General features: G+C 66.5%; 16 protein-coding genes and 1 tRNA gene. 11 read left to right on the top strand and 6 right to left on the bottom strand.

Translation table 11 applies throughout. From position 1 onward, the window contains the following. Window positions 1–72: 72 nt before the first annotated feature. On the bottom strand, window positions 73–531 hold the full coding sequence (locus tag Q0L89_RS05425; RefSeq protein WP_296763138.1) for an outer membrane protein assembly factor BamE: 459 nt from the start codon (window positions 529–531) through the stop codon (window positions 73–75). Between the two features lie 88 nt (window positions 532–619). Between Q0L89_RS05425 and Q0L89_RS05430 the strand changes: the two genes are divergently transcribed. The 8 genes from Q0L89_RS05430 to Q0L89_RS05465 all read left to right on the top strand — a co-directional run bounded on the left by Q0L89_RS05430 (window position 620) and on the right by Q0L89_RS05465 (window position 6,428). Further along, window positions 620–1,210, top strand: a complete 591-nt coding sequence (locus tag Q0L89_RS05430) for a DUF177 domain-containing protein (RefSeq protein ID WP_296763139.1) — start codon at window positions 620–622, stop codon at window positions 1,208–1,210. A gap of 174 nt (window positions 1,211–1,384) precedes the next feature. Then, a complete protein-coding gene (gene rpmF / locus Q0L89_RS05435) occupies window positions 1,385–1,591 on the top strand; it encodes a 50S ribosomal protein L32 (RefSeq protein WP_296763140.1) in 207 nt (68 codons plus the stop codon). A 32-nt stretch (window positions 1,592–1,623) separates the two neighbouring features. Next, entirely contained in the window at window positions 1,624–2,730 is a 1,107-nt protein-coding gene (plsX, locus tag Q0L89_RS05440) for a phosphate acyltransferase PlsX (protein ID WP_296763141.1), read from the top strand. After that, on the top strand, window positions 2,727–3,698 hold the full coding sequence (locus tag Q0L89_RS05445) for a beta-ketoacyl-ACP synthase III (RefSeq protein WP_296763142.1): 972 nt from the start codon (window positions 2,727–2,729) through the stop codon (window positions 3,696–3,698). The genes plsX and Q0L89_RS05445 overlap by 4 nt, the downstream gene beginning before the upstream one ends. Window positions 3,699–3,816: 118 nt before the next feature. Next, entirely contained in the window at window positions 3,817–4,119 is a 303-nt protein-coding gene (gene ihfA / locus Q0L89_RS05450; protein WP_296763143.1) for an integration host factor subunit alpha, read from the top strand. Between the two features lie 23 nt (window positions 4,120–4,142). After that, window positions 4,143–5,147, top strand: coding sequence for a MerR family transcriptional regulator (locus Q0L89_RS05455; protein ID WP_296763144.1), 1,005 nt, complete (start codon window positions 4,143–4,145; stop codon window positions 5,145–5,147). Between the two features lie 60 nt (window positions 5,148–5,207). Beyond that, window positions 5,208–5,284 (top strand) — tRNA-Pro (locus Q0L89_RS05460). A gap of 67 nt (window positions 5,285–5,351) precedes the next feature. Next, complete coding sequence (locus tag Q0L89_RS05465; protein ID WP_296763145.1) at window positions 5,352–6,428, top strand: 2'-deoxycytidine 5'-triphosphate deaminase; 1,077 nt, start codon at window positions 5,352–5,354, stop codon at window positions 6,426–6,428. 18 nt (window positions 6,429–6,446) lie between these two features. Here the strand turns inward: Q0L89_RS05465 and Q0L89_RS05470 are convergent, their stop codons facing one another. Together Q0L89_RS05470 and Q0L89_RS05475 are read right to left on the bottom strand one after the other, a co-directional pair. Next, window positions 6,447–6,680, bottom strand: coding sequence for a hypothetical protein (locus tag Q0L89_RS05470; protein WP_296763146.1), 234 nt, complete (start codon window positions 6,678–6,680; stop codon window positions 6,447–6,449). 78 nt (window positions 6,681–6,758) lie between these two features. Next, complete coding sequence (locus Q0L89_RS05475; RefSeq protein WP_296763147.1) at window positions 6,759–7,724, bottom strand: DUF808 domain-containing protein; 966 nt, start codon at window positions 7,722–7,724, stop codon at window positions 6,759–6,761. A gap of 223 nt (window positions 7,725–7,947) precedes the next feature. Here Q0L89_RS05475 and gap point away from each other — a divergent pair, with 223 nt between their 5' ends. Continuing rightward, a complete protein-coding gene (gap, locus tag Q0L89_RS05480; RefSeq protein ID WP_296763148.1) occupies window positions 7,948–8,949 on the top strand; it encodes a type I glyceraldehyde-3-phosphate dehydrogenase in 1,002 nt (333 codons plus the stop codon). Between the two features lie 86 nt (window positions 8,950–9,035). Next, window positions 9,036–9,179 carry a hypothetical protein gene (locus Q0L89_RS05485; protein WP_296763149.1) on the top strand — a complete coding sequence of 48 codons (144 nt, stop codon included), beginning with the start codon at window positions 9,036–9,038 and terminating at the stop codon, window positions 9,177–9,179. Between the two features lie 37 nt (window positions 9,180–9,216). Here the strand turns inward: Q0L89_RS05485 and coaD are convergent, their stop codons facing one another. The 3 genes from coaD to Q0L89_RS05500 all read right to left on the bottom strand — a co-directional run bounded on the left by coaD (window position 9,217) and on the right by Q0L89_RS05500 (window position 11,185). Further along, window positions 9,217–9,720, bottom strand: coding sequence for a pantetheine-phosphate adenylyltransferase (gene coaD, locus Q0L89_RS05490; protein ID WP_296763150.1), 504 nt, complete (start codon window positions 9,718–9,720; stop codon window positions 9,217–9,219). Window positions 9,721–9,800: 80 nt separating this feature from the next. After that, complete coding sequence (locus Q0L89_RS05495) at window positions 9,801–10,235, bottom strand: CBS domain-containing protein (RefSeq protein ID WP_296763151.1); 435 nt, start codon at window positions 10,233–10,235, stop codon at window positions 9,801–9,803. Between the two features lie 59 nt (window positions 10,236–10,294). Further along, window positions 10,295–11,185, bottom strand: a complete 891-nt coding sequence (locus Q0L89_RS05500) for a LysR family transcriptional regulator (RefSeq protein WP_296763152.1) — start codon at window positions 11,183–11,185, stop codon at window positions 10,295–10,297. Window positions 11,186–11,291: 106 nt separating this feature from the next. Here Q0L89_RS05500 and Q0L89_RS05505 point away from each other — a divergent pair, with 106 nt between their 5' ends. Continuing rightward, window positions 11,292–12,791: a CoA-acylating methylmalonate-semialdehyde dehydrogenase gene (locus tag Q0L89_RS05505; RefSeq protein ID WP_296763153.1), complete on the top strand. Its 1,500-nt coding sequence runs from the start codon at window positions 11,292–11,294 to the stop codon at window positions 12,789–12,791. Window positions 12,792–12,802: the final 11 nt, after the last annotated feature.

Here is a 12,802-nt window from a genome sequence, read left to right on the forward strand (position 1 = left end):
GCGCACCGACCTTGCACAGCCTTCATGTCGGGACTGTTACAGCCCGTGCCATCGGCGCGGCCCCGTGCGGGCTCAATTGAGCATGTTATCGGCGCTGAACTGGCCGATCTTGCTGAGCAGTTGCCGCAGGAGGTTCACATCCACGATGGACGAGTCGGTCACCCGCCGCGAGATCGGCACTACCCGGCCATCCTCCAGGGAGAAGCGTTCGATGTTGCGCACCACGCCGGCATCGTCGAAACTGATCGCCAGAACCTGCCGCTCGACGACCGTCGGTTTCTGGTAGGCGAAGTGGCGCATCCGGCTTTGAACGTAGTAGTAGGCGCCCTTGTCGAAAAACCCCGAGGTGGTCGGCGCACCGATGGTTTCCTCGACACTGGCGCGGGTGTCCACGCCGACGGTGATCTGCTGCAGATCCTCCTCGACCGGGATATAGCCATGCGTGCGGTAGGTGGCCAAACTGCAGCCCACCAGTGCCAGCAGGCCGAGGCCGATGACGATATTCCGTATCCCGACGCGCATCACTGACATGGCTGCCCTCTTGAAATGGCTGGATGTGCCTTCTATCGACGCTTACAGAAGCTTGATTGCCTGTTCAAGAAAGGATGCGGACCGCGCCATGCCAGACAGTCCCGCCCAAAGACCGGCCGCATTGCGCGTGGCCAGGCTGCCGCGCGCCGCGCCAACGCCGTTCGATCTGCATCCCGGCCCCGACGAACTGGCGGCGATTGCCGGCGAATTGGGCCTTGGCAAGCTGCGCAAGCTGTCGTTTTCCGGCACCGTGCAGGCCGACGGGGCGCACGACTGGCGCCTCGACGGGCATCTGGGCGCGACGATCACCCAGCCTTGCGTGATCACGCTGGCACCGGTGACCACCCGCATCGAGGAAGAGGTGTCGCGCCGCTTTCTGGCCGACCCGGCGCCGATCGAACCGGACACCGACGAGGCCGAGATGCCGCCCGACGACAGCGCCGAGCCGTTGACCGACGTCATCGACCCCCGCGCGGTGATGATCGAGGCGCTGAGCCTCGCGCTGCCGCTCTATCCCCGTGCGCCCGGCGTCGAACTGGGCGAGGTCGTCCATGCCAAGCCCGGGAAGCAACCCCTGCGCGACCGTGATACCAAGCCGTTCGCCGGGCTGGCCGATCTCATGGGGGGCACGGCGACCGACGACTCCGGCGACGACGACAACGACCCCCAAGACCCCTGAGCCCCGGGGAAAACACTGGCGAAGACATCGGGAAAAACCGCTTGCGACTCCGCGCAAAGCCGGTATTTTGCGCCCTTCATCCGTATTTTGGGTTGGACATGTCGGCAGTGACCGAATATGAGCCTTGAACCCACGCGAAACCGGGCATCGCCCACAGGAAATCGAGGTTGTGACATGGCTGTCCAGCAGAACAAAGTCTCCAAATCGCGGCGCAACAACCGCCGCGCGCACGATGCGCTGGTTGCGGCAAACCCCAACGAATGCGCCAACTGCGGCGAGCTGAAGCGCCCCCACCACGTTTGCGCCGCCTGCGGCCACTATGCCGAGCGCGAGGTCGTCGCCATGGCGGACGAGATCGACCTGGACGAAGACGCGGCCTGAGCAGTCAACACCTCAACAAAGCGGGCGTCCAGATGACCGCGGGGCAGGATCACTCAAACCCAGACGCCGGGCACGTCACGATATCCGTCGATGCCATGGGCGGCGATCTCGGGGCCGCGGCCGTCGTGGCGGGAGTCGCGCAATCGGCTCGCAAGAATGCGGCGATCCGGTTCATCCTGCATGGCCCGCGCGCCGAGCTGGAGCAGCTGACGGCGAAGCGAAAGGTGCTCGCCGGGCGATGCGAGGTCCGCGACGCGCAAGACGTGGTGCAGATGAAAGACAAGCCCAGCCAGGTCATGCGCCACGGCAAGGGTACCTCGATGTGGTCGGCGCTGGAATCGGTGCGCGCCGGCGAGGCCGAGGTGTGCGTCTCCTGCGGCAATACCGGGGCGCTGATGGCGCTGTCGATGATGCGGCTGCGCAAGATGCCCGACGTCAACCGCCCCGCCATCGCGATCCACTGGCCATCGCGCAACCCCCAGCAGTTCAACGTCATGCTCGATGTCGGCGCCGACGTGCGCGCCGATGCCCGCGACCTGCTGCAATACGCGCTGATGGGCGCCTCCTATGCCCGCAACGGGCTTGACCTGCCACGCCCGCGCATCGGCTTGCTCAATGTCGGCACCGAGGAACACAAGGGCCGGCCCGAACTGCACGAGGCGCACGCGCTGATCACCGATTTCGCCCCGCGCGCCAATTTCGATTATGTCGGCTTTGTCGAGGGCAAGGACATTCCCGGCGATATCTGCGACGTGATCGTCACCGACGGGTTCACCGGCAACGTTGCGATCAAGACCGGCGAAGGCACCGCCACCCTGATCCTGGAATTGCTGCGCGAGGCGTTCCGCCACACGCCGCTGTCACGGCTGGCCTCGGTGCTTGCCTACACCTCGCTGCGGCGACTCGGCAAACGCATGGACCCCCGTCGCGCCAATGGCGGCGTGTTCCTCGGGCTCAACGGGACGGTGGTCAAATCCCATGGCGCCGCCGACGCCACGGGCATATCCGCCGCTGTCAAGCTGGCCTTCGATCTGGCGCAGTCGGGGTTCTCGGAAAAACTCGCGGCGCGGGTTGCATCGGCCCCCGCGCTGGCCGATGATGCATCGCCAGATCAAACCACAGATGGTGACAAGACATGATCCGCCGCGCCGTGGTCCAGGGTGTCGGGCACTACCTGCCGGAACGCGTCGTGCCCAACAGTGAATTCGAAAAGACGCTCGACACCAACGACGAATGGATTCGCGCCCGCTCGGGGATCGAGCGGCGCCATTTCGCGGCCGAGGGTGAAACCACCTCGCAACTGGCCACCCGCGCCGCGCGCGCCGCGCTCGACGACGCCGGGCTGCAGCCCGGCGACATTGACGCGATCATCCTGGCCACTTCGACCGCCGATCTGACCTTCCCCGCCGCCGCCACGATGGTGCAGGCCAATCTGGGCATGACGCAGGGATTCGCCTTCGACGTGCAGGCGGTTTGTGCGGGATTCGTCTATGCCCTGGCCAATGCCAGCGCGCTGATCGCCTCGGGACAGGCCGAGCGGGTGCTGGTCATCGGCGCGGAAACCTTCAGCCGCATCATGGACTGGACCGATCGCGGCACCTGCGTGCTGTTCGGCGACGGGGCCGGCGCGCTGGTGCTGGGTGCCGAGTCGGGCGAAGGCACCGCCGCCGACCGCGGCATACTGGCCACGGACCTGCACTCCGACGGGCGTTACCGCGACATCCTGTATGTCGACGGCGGGGTGTCGACGGGCACGACCGGGCAGTTGCGCATGCAGGGCCGTGAAGTGTTCCGCCACGCCATCGACAAGCTGGCCGCCACCGCGCAAAGCGCGCTGGACAAAGCCGGGCTCGACAGTGGCGACGTCGACTGGATCGTGCCGCACCAGGCCAACATACGTATCATCCAGGGCACCGCGAAAAAGATGAACCTGCCGATGGACAACGTGGTCGTCACCGTTCAGGACCACGGCAACACCTCGGCCGCCTCCATCCCGCTGGCGCTGTCGGTGGGCCGTGACCGCGGGCAGATCAAGCAGGGCGATCTCCTGGTCACCGAGGCAATCGGCGGCGGTCTTGCCTGGGGCGCGGTGGTGCTGCGCTGGTAAGGCGAAAATCGGCGAATTCACACCCGCGCCGACAGCCCTAAAGCATGACGCCCAAGTCGTTGATATTGACTCGGAAATTGACTACCCCCTATTGTTCACCAAAACGGGGGACACCGGCATGAGCGAAAAGACACTAACCCGCATGGATCTGAGCGAAGCCATCTTTCGCGAAGTAGGTCTTTCGCGCAACGACTCGGCACAGATCGTGGAAAGCGTGCTGACCCACATGTCGGACGCCCTCGTCGACGGCGAACAGGTCAAGGTATCGTCCTTCGGCACCTTCTCGGTGCGCGACAAGGCGGCCCGCGTCGGTCGCAACCCCAAGACCGGCGAGGAAGTGCCGATCAGCCCTCGCCGCGTTCTGACCTTCCGGCCCTCGCACCTGATGAAGGAACGTGTCGCCGAAGGAAACAAACGTTGAAGCGACGATAACCGGGGGCGCATATGGGCGGAAAATCACCCGACGCCTTTCGTACCATCAGCGAGGTGGCGGAATGGCTCGACCGGCCAGCCCATGTGCTGCGGTTCTGGGAAAGCAAGTTCGCGCAGATCAAACCGGTCAAGCGCGCCGGCGGGCGCCGCTATTACCGGCCGCAGGACATGCTGCTGCTGGGGGGCATCAAGAAACTGCTGCACGACGAGGGGATGACCATCAAGGGCGTGCAGAAGGTACTGCGCGAACACGGCGTCAAGTATGTCGCCGACCTGTCCGACCCGCTCGAGGACGCGCTGGCCACCTCGGCGCTTGGCGATGACGCCGACACCATCGACGTTCCCGCGCAAGCGCCCGACAGCGCCCGTGTACTGACATTCCCGACCGACAGCACCGCGGCGCCGCGTGCCGGCGGCGCGCGCCCCGAACCCGATACCGACCCCGCCGCCACCGGCGATACCCCGACGCAGGCGCCAGAAGCGGCGCAGGACGCGGACACAGCGGGGCACGCCCCCGACACGCCCGATCTGTTCAACGAAGAGGACGATCACGCCACCGCCGCGCCCGACACCCCCGAGGACGACGCGAAACCGACGAACCAGGGCGATGCCGACACGCCGAAGGCAGACGCGGCGATGACCGATGCAAAGCAGCCGGAGGCAGCGCCGTCTGGGCATGCGGGCGCGACCGGGGCTGACGTCACCGAGCAGCCCGCCGGCGCCGACACGCCCGCCGCGGCCCCGACCGAAGCGCCCGCGCCTTCGGATGCCGACAAGACCCCGGGCAAGGTAGCCGCGGATGCACCGGTCGCGGCGGCGCGCGACGAGGATGCAGCCCCGAAGGACAGGCGCGCGGCCGGCGGCCCCGCCGCCGGGTCCGATGACGCGCCCGCCCTGCTTGCGCGGATTGCTGCCCTCGATACCTCTGTGCCGCCCCCGAACTGCGCCCGCGTGCGCGTCCTTCTGGACCAGTTGATCGCCGTGCACAGCCGCGGCGACGAGGCCCGCGACGGGTAATCAGAAAGTGCCGATTTCCCCTTGCCCTGACGCACAGAAACGGTATGAAAGCGGCATCGTCGGGCTATGGCGCAGCCTGGTAGCGCGTCCGTCTGGGGGACGGAAGGTCGCAGGTTCGAGTCCTGCTAGCCCGACCAATTCATCACAGTGCAACCGCAGCTGCGCATGCGGGCGCAAAGCGGCAATGGCGATGCGGGGGGCCGAATGAGCGGCGTCATTCCTTCACAACAGTTGCGCCGCATGATCGAGGCAGGCGAGATCGCCGCCGACCCCGCTATCACGCCCGATCAGGTGCAGCCCGCCAGCCTGGATTTGCGGCTCGGCACCACGGCCTACCGGGTGCGCGCCTCGTTCCTTGCCGGATCGGGGGCCAGCGTGGCCGAGCGGCTGGCGCAGGTCGAAATGCACCGCGTCGATCTCAGCGCCGGCGCGGTCCTGGAAAAGGGCTGCGTCTATGTCGTGCCGCTGATGGAGCACCTGGCGCTGCCCGATCACGTACATGCCGTCGCCAACGCCAAAAGCTCGACCGGTCGTCTGGATATCCTCACGCGCACCATCACCGATGGCGGGGTCGAGTTCGACCGCGTATCGCCGGGCTACAACGGCCCGCTCTATGCCGAGATCTGCCCGCTGTCGTTCTCGGTGCTGGTGCGCTCGGGGATGCGGCTCAACCAGATCCGGTTCCGCGACGGCCACGCAACCCTCTCGGACGACGCCTTGCGCGCGCTGCACGCCAGAACGCCGCTGGTCGACGGCGCGGCGGTGGTTGACGGCGGCTTGGGATTCTCGGTCGATCTGGCCGGCACGTCGAACAACCTGGTGGGGTATCGCGCCAAGCCCCATACCGGGGTGATCGACCTCGATCGAATCGCGCATTACGACCCGCGCGATTTCTGGGAGGAATTGCACGGCGACCAGGGGCGCATCATCCTCGACCCCGGCGCGTTCTACATCCTGGTGAGCCGCGAGGCAGTACACATCCCGCCCGCCTATGCGGCGGAAATGGCCCCCTACCTGGCCATGGTGGGCGAATTCCGGGTACACTACGCGGGCTTCTTCGACCCCGGTTTCGGCCACGACGCGGCCGGCGGCGCAGGGGCGCGCGGCGTGCTTGAAGTGCGCTGCCACGAAACGCCCTTCATCCTGGAACACGGGCAGAGCGTGGGCCGACTGGTCTATGAACACATGTCCGAGCCACCCGATCAGCTATACGGCGCAGGGATCGCGTCGAATTACCAAGGCCAGGGCCTCAAGCTCAGCAAGCATTTCACGAGCGCCTGAGGCGGCAGGCCCGCGCGCTCAGAACTTGCCCATGCGCCGCCCGACCCGCAGGCTTTGGCGGGTGCGCTTGTTCATCTCGGGATCGTTGTAGTCGCCGCCCTGCCCGTCGCGCTGCGCAGCGTCACCCTGACCCGCCTGCGCCGACTTGCCCTTGCGTTTGGCGAACTTGTCGACACCGGCGCTGATGCCCTTTTGCATGACCATGCGCATGACCATGCGAACTACCATGTTGACTATGGAATTGACGTTCATGTCGCTCTCCTGGCTGCGTCGCGGACAAGATAACACCGAATCTTGCGGAATTCAGGGCGTGACGCGAAAAAATCGCCTTCACCCGCGCCCGCCGGTCAGTGCCTGCCATGCCGGCACGATGGCGCGCGTCGCCACCGGCACCAACAGCAGGCCAAGCGCCAGCCCCGCCACGGCGTTCAACCCCGCCGCGATGGTCCAGTTCGCCGCCGCTTGCGCGGCTTGCGGAACCATCGCGGCGCCGGCAGAAGCCAGATCACCCACCAGATGCGCCGCCATGGGCTGGCCCAGTTGCTCAAGCCCATGGGTGATGATCGCCCCGCCAACCCACAGCATCGCCGCCGTGCCGACGATCGTCAGCGCCTTCAGCACCCCCGGCATCGCCCTGACGATGCCCTGCCCGGCCCGCCGCGTCGGCCACCAGCGCCCGTGCTCGGCCATGTGCAGCCCGACATCGTCGGCCTTCACGATCAGCGCCACGCCGCCATAAACGATCACCGTGATCGCGATCCCCACGACGGCCAGCACTGCCCCCTCGACCCACAGCGTCGACTTGGGGATTTCCGCCAGCGAGATGGTCATGATCTCGGCCGACAGGATGAAATCGGTCTTGATGGCCCCGGCCGCCTTGCGTTCCTCAAGGTGGGCCGGATCGCCCACGTCGAAATCGGCCTCGACCGCATGATCGGCGTGCGGAAACAGCACATGAACGATCTTCTCGGCCCCTTCGAAACACAGGTACGCGCCGCCCAGCATGAGCAGCGGCGGGATCGCCCAGGGCGCCAGGGCCGACAGAGCCAGGCCGACGGGCAGCAGGTAGAGAAGCTTGTTCTTGAGCGACCCCTTGGCAATGCGCCACACGATGGGCAATTCGCGCGATGCATCGAACCCGTGCAGGTATTTCGGCGTCACCGCCGCGTCGTCGATCATCGCGCCGGCGGCCTTCGATCCCGCCTTCGCAGCCTGGCCCACGACGTCATCGACCGACGCCGCCGCCACCTTGGCGATTGCCGCGACATCGTCCAACAGGGCCAGCAAACCGCTCATATCGCGCCTCCCATCTTGCCGCGGAGTCGGGGCCCCGCTTTCCCTCACCCTACTGTCATCGCCGCGACCGGCAAGCCCCGATCCGGGGAACGGGCACGGGGACGTGTTAGCGCAATCAATCGCATTTTGCGCTAACACGCTGCTGCGGCGTCGTTTTTCGCCTTTCGAAGCGCACGACGCGCAGGTATATCGCCCCCAATCCACCTGCACAGGAGATCCCCGCATGACCATCACCGTCGGCATCAACGGATTCGGCCGGATCGGCCGCTGCACGCTGTCCCATATCGCGCAGAGCACGCGCGAGGACATCGAGGTGGTAAAGGTCAACGCCACCGGGCCGCTGGACACCGCCGCACACCTGATCCGCTACGACTCGGTGCATGGCCGCTTCCCCGGCACGGTGGACACCGGCGACGGCTGGATGGACCTGGGCCGTGGCAGGTTCGATGTTGTGTCGACCTACGACATGGACCAGCTCGACTGGGATGGCGTGGACGTGGTGATGGAATGCACCGGCAAGTTCAACGACGGGCTGAAGGCACGCAAGCATATCGAGCGCGGCGCGCGCAAGGTGCTGCTGTCGGCGCCGGGCAAGAACGTTGACCGCACCGTCGTCTTCGGCGTCAACCACGACAAGCTGCGCGCCACTGACACGATGGTATCCAACGGGTCGTGCACCACCAACTGCCTGGCGCCCCTGGCCATGGTCCTTGATCAGGCGGTCGGCATCGAATCGGGCATCATGACCACCGTGCACAGCTATACCGGCGACCAGCCGACGCTCGACCGCCGGCACGCCGATCTGTACCGCGCCCGCGCCGCCGCGATGGCGATGATCCCCACCTCGACGGGGGCGGCCAAGGCCCTGGGCGAGGTGCTGCCCAACCTCAAGGGCAAGCTCGACGGCTCGGCCATCCGGGTGCCCACGCCCAACGTCTCGGCCGTGGACCTGACCTTTCTGGCGTCGCGTGACGTCACGGAGTCGGAAATCAACGACGCCATGGCCCGCGCCGCGGCGGGGCCGATGAAGGGCGTTCTGGCTTACGATCCCGAGCCCAAGGTCTCGGTCGATTTCAACCATACCGAGGAAAGCTCGATCTTCGCGCCCGACCAGACCAAGGTCACCGGCAAGCGTCTGGTGCGGGTGCTGGCATGGTACGACAACGAATGGGGCTTTTCGTGCCGCATGGCCGACGTTGCCGTCGCCATGGGCCAGACCAACTGAGCCAGCGATCCGACGCCGGGCCTTGCGCGCGGGCGGTGCTTGCGGCAAGTCTGCGGGGGAAGCGCCCCACAGGAGAGCCGCCCGCCATGACCGACCGGATCGCCCTTTTCCTGGGCCTCGTGATCGTGCTCTGCCTCGTGCTCGATGCGACGCTGTGGGAGTGGGAGAACACCCTGTTCCTTGGGCGCAAGTTCGCCGAACTGATCGAATGGGTCGCCTTCTGGCGCTGAGCGCGGGGGCGCGCGCGCGCCGGCGCGGCTGCCCGGCTCAGCCCTGCCCCTTGCCCAGCCGCTTGAGCAGGTGCCGGCGCACCGCGGGCGTGACGAATTTCGACACGTCCCCGTCAAGCCTGGCGATCTCCTTGACCAGCTTCGACGCGATCGCCTGGTGTTCGGCATCGGCCATCAAGAACACCGTCTCGACCGAGTCGTCGAGCGCACGGTTCATGCCGACCATCTGGAATTCGTACTCGAAATCGGTCACCGCGCGCAGCCCGCGCACGATCACCCGCGCACCCACGTCGTGGGCGCAGTCGATCAGCAGGTTTTCGAACGGGTGAACCACGATCTCCATCCCGGTGTCGCGCGACAGGTTGGCGGTTTCCGCCTCGATCATCGCGACCCGCTCGTCCAGATCGAAGAGCGGCCCCTTGTCGCGGTTGATCGCCACGCCGATCACCAGCCGGTCGATCAGCGCGGCCGAGCGCCGGATGATGTCGATATGGCCCAGCGTGATGGGGTCGAACGTGCCGGGATAAAGGCCGATGCGCATGTGATGGCTCCCCTTGCCGCAAGTCTTGGCGCGCACGCAATATTATTGCGCCAGGAAATGCAAGCCGGAAAAGGGCGGTGCTACCAGCCCTTGACCATGCCTTCCAACGCATCCTTTTCCAGCGACAGTTCCTGAAGCCGTGCCTTGACCACGTCGCCGATCGTCACGATGCCGACAAGGCGGTCCTCGTCGACCACCGGCATGTGGCGGAAACGGCCGTCGGTCATCCGCTGCAACACGTCGTGGGCGCTGTCGTCGCGGTGGCAACAAGTGGGGTTGCGGGTCATCATGTCGGCGGCCCGTTCCGACAGGCAGACCGCACCGCGCAGCGCCAGCGACCGCACGATGTCGCGCTCCGACAGAATGCCGACGATATCGCTGCCGTCGGTCGATACCACCACGCCGCCGATGCGTCGCTCGGCCAGGATCTGCGCGACGTCGGCGATGGCATCATCGGGTTTCACCGTGACGACCGCGCTGTCGCCCTTCGAAGACAGGATCGTTTGAACATGCATGCCGGCCTCCACCGCTTGCGCCCTTGCACCATCAACCGTCCGGCACGCGCGACGATCTGTCAAGTCAGCGATTCGAGCCGCCCCACCTCGGCGCGCAGCCCGCTCACCAGGGCGGATGCAAAGCGATTCAACCGCTCCAGCCGCCGGTCGTCGGCGTGCCGGATCAGGTAGAACGAGCGGGTCAGGCCGATTTCCGCAGCCAGCACCTTGCGCAGCGGGTGCGACATCGGCAACGCGAAATCGTGCACCACCCCCAACCCGGCGCCGTGGCGCAACCAGTTGACCTGCACCGAAACCGAGTTGCTGGCCAGCGGCACGCGCTCGACCCCGAGATCGGACAGGTAGTCGAGTTCCTTGTCGAAGATCATGTCGGGGATGTAGCCGATGACGCGATGGCCCCGCAGGTCGGCCGGCGTCTCGATGGGCGGGTTGTCCCTGAGATAGCCGCGCGACGCCGCCAGGTGCAGGTGGTAGTCGGTGATCTTCTGCACCGACAGCCGCCCGGCCTGCGGCGGGCTGACGGCGATGGCCATGTCGGCCTCGCGCTTGGACAGGTTGATCACCCGCGGCAACGCGACGATGTGGATATCCAGATCGGGGTTGTCGCGCGCGATCGCGGCGCAAACCTGTGGCAACAGGAAATTGGCGCAGCCGTCCGGGGCGCCGATGCGGATCTGCCCTGACAGCCGCCCCTCCTGCCCGGCCAGTTCCTCGCGCGCAGCACCCATGGCCTGCTCGGCCCGCTCGGCGTGCGCGATCAGTCGCATGCCCGCATCCGTTGGCGCATAGCCCTGCGGGCTTTTGGCGAACAGCGGCGCGCCCAGTTCCTGTTCCAGCCGCGCGATGCGCCGGCCCACCGTGGCCGGGTCGACGCGCAGCACCTTGCCGGCGCCCGACAGGCTCTCGGCGCGGGCCACGGCCAGAAAAACCCGCATGTCGTCCCACTGCATGGCGTCTCCGTACCCCGAAAGATGCAAAACCCTTTTGGAACCTTGCCTCTTTTCATAGGAATTTTGCAAGGCTATCCTCGCGCCAATCATTGCGGAGGAGAACCCCATGAAAGAGCTGACCCACTACATCGACGGCGCCCATGTCAAAGGCACATCAGGCCGTTTTTCGGACGTCTGGAACCCCGCCACCGGCGAGGTGCAGGCACGCTGCCCACTGGCGAATGCCGACGAGATGGCGCGCGCCGTCGAGGCCGCAGCCAAGGCCCAGCCCGCCTGGGCCGCGACCAACCCGCAACGAAGGGCGCGCGTGCTGATGGCCTTTGTCGGGCTTCTCAACCGCGACATGGACAAGCTGGCCGAGGCGCTCAGCGCCGAGCACGGCAAGACCTTCCCCGACGCCAAGGGCGACATCCAGCGTGGGCTGGAAGTGGTGGAATTCTGCATCGGTGCGCCCGAGTTGCTGAAGGGCGAGTACACCGACGGCGCCGGGCCGGGCATCGACATCTACTCGATGCGCCAGGCGCTTGGCGTTACCGCCGGCATCACGCCGTTCAACTTCCCGGCGATGATCCCGATGTGGATGTTCGCCCCGGCCATCGCCTGCGGCAACGCCTTCATCCTCAAGCCTTCCGAGCGCGACCCCTCGGTGCCGCTGATGCTGGCCGAGTTGATGGAAGAGGCCGGCCTGCCCAAGGGCATCCTGCAAGTCGTCAATGGCGACAAGGAAGCGGTCGATGCGATCCTCGACAACGACGTGATCCAGTCGATCGGCTTCGTCGGCTCGACCCCGATCGCCGAATACATCTACGGGCGCGGCTGCTCGAACGGCAAGCGCGTGCAGTGCTTCGGCGGCGCCAAGAACCACATGATCGTGATGCCCGACGCCGACATGGACCAGGCCGCCGACGCGCTGGTCGGCGCCGGTTACGGCGCGGCGGGCGAACGCTGCATGGCGATTTCCGTCGCCGTGCCGGTGGGCGACGAGACCGCCGACCGCCTGATCGAGAAACTGGTGCCGCGCATCGAGAAGCTCAAGGTCGGCCCCTACACCGCCGGAACGGACGTGGATTACGGCCCGCTGGTGACGCCCGAGGCCAAGAAGCGCGTGCTGGGGCTGGTCCAATCGGGCATCGACCAGGGCGCCGATCTGGTCGTGGACGGGCGCGATTTCTCGCTTCAGGGCTACGAGGACGGCTTCTTTGTCGGCCCGCACCTTTTCGACAAGGTGACGCCCGATATGGACATCTACCAGCAGGAGATATTCGGCCCGGTCCTGAGCACGGTGCGCGCGGGCAGCTACGAGGAGGCGCTGAAACTGGCGATGGACCACGAGATGGGCAACGGCACCGCCATCTTTACCCGCGATGGCGACGCGGCGCGCGACTTCGCCAACCGCGTCAACGTGGGCATGATTGGCGTCAACGTGCCGATCCCTGTGCCGCTGGCCTATCACACCTTCGGCGGCTGGAAGAAATCCATGTTCGGCGATCTCAACCAGCACGGGCCGGACGCGTTCAAGTTCTACACCCGCACCAAGACGGTGACGGCGCGCTGGCCCTCGGGCATCAAGGACGGCGGCGAGTTCCACTTCAAGCAGATGGACTGAGCCCGCCGCCG

The sequence above is a fragment of the Sediminimonas sp. genome (assembly GCF_024637375.1).
In the GTDB taxonomy this organism is placed as follows: Bacteria; Pseudomonadota; Alphaproteobacteria; order Rhodobacterales; family Rhodobacteraceae; genus Sediminimonas.

Coding starts and splice junctions, on each gene's coding strand:
- Q0L89_RS05425 (WP_296763138.1), bottom strand. CDS start 531: ATGTCAGTGATGCGCGTCGGGATACGGAATATCGTCATCGGCCTCGGC.
- Q0L89_RS05430 (WP_296763139.1), top strand. CDS start 620: ATGCCAGACAGTCCCGCCCAAAGACCGGCCGCATTGCGCGTGGCCAGG.
- rpmF (WP_296763140.1), top strand. CDS start 1,385: ATGGCTGTCCAGCAGAACAAAGTCTCCAAATCGCGGCGCAACAACCGC.
- plsX (WP_296763141.1), top strand. CDS start 1,624: ATGACCGCGGGGCAGGATCACTCAAACCCAGACGCCGGGCACGTCACG.
- Q0L89_RS05445 (WP_296763142.1), top strand. CDS start 2,727: ATGATCCGCCGCGCCGTGGTCCAGGGTGTCGGGCACTACCTGCCGGAA.
- ihfA (WP_296763143.1), top strand. CDS start 3,817: ATGAGCGAAAAGACACTAACCCGCATGGATCTGAGCGAAGCCATCTTT.
- Q0L89_RS05455 (WP_296763144.1), top strand. CDS start 4,143: ATGGGCGGAAAATCACCCGACGCCTTTCGTACCATCAGCGAGGTGGCG.
- Q0L89_RS05465 (WP_296763145.1), top strand. CDS start 5,352: ATGAGCGGCGTCATTCCTTCACAACAGTTGCGCCGCATGATCGAGGCA.
- Q0L89_RS05470 (WP_296763146.1), bottom strand. CDS start 6,680: ATGAACGTCAATTCCATAGTCAACATGGTAGTTCGCATGGTCATGCGC.
- Q0L89_RS05475 (WP_296763147.1), bottom strand. CDS start 7,724: ATGAGCGGTTTGCTGGCCCTGTTGGACGATGTCGCGGCAATCGCCAAG.
- gap (WP_296763148.1), top strand. CDS start 7,948: ATGACCATCACCGTCGGCATCAACGGATTCGGCCGGATCGGCCGCTGC.
- Q0L89_RS05485 (WP_296763149.1), top strand. CDS start 9,036: ATGACCGACCGGATCGCCCTTTTCCTGGGCCTCGTGATCGTGCTCTGC.
- coaD (WP_296763150.1), bottom strand. CDS start 9,720: ATGCGCATCGGCCTTTATCCCGGCACGTTCGACCCCATCACGCTGGGC.
- Q0L89_RS05495 (WP_296763151.1), bottom strand. CDS start 10,235: ATGCATGTTCAAACGATCCTGTCTTCGAAGGGCGACAGCGCGGTCGTC.
- Q0L89_RS05500 (WP_296763152.1), bottom strand. CDS start 11,185: ATGCAGTGGGACGACATGCGGGTTTTTCTGGCCGTGGCCCGCGCCGAG.
- Q0L89_RS05505 (WP_296763153.1), top strand. CDS start 11,292: ATGAAAGAGCTGACCCACTACATCGACGGCGCCCATGTCAAAGGCACA.